General features: G+C 34.4%; 1 pseudogene. It reads right to left on the reverse strand.

Going from position 1 to position 273, the window contains the following annotated elements:
* Positions 1 to 273: pseudogene (locus F7018_RS17955) on the reverse strand (peptidase domain-containing ABC transporter); the annotation flags it as partial.

Genomic DNA, 273 nt, shown 5'->3' on the forward strand with positions numbered 1-273 from the left:
TCGATCAACCGATATTTGTGCATCTTGTACATCTCTCATAAAATTAATCAACTGAGTAATAGGTCCATTAAGTTGTCCTACGATATAACTAATAGCCATCATCATACCTAAACTTATTTGACCATCGATTACTAGCTTTGCAGATAAAACCGTGATGAACATATTTTTAAGTTCGTTAATGAAATTAGACCCTACACTTTGTGTTTGTTCTAAGGCCAAACTCTTGGTAGCGACTTTAAATAAACGAGCTTGTACATATTCCCAATTCCAACG

The organism is Tenacibaculum aiptasiae, from assembly GCF_008806755.1.
GTDB lineage: Bacteria > Bacteroidota > Bacteroidia > Flavobacteriales > Flavobacteriaceae > Polaribacter > Polaribacter aiptasiae.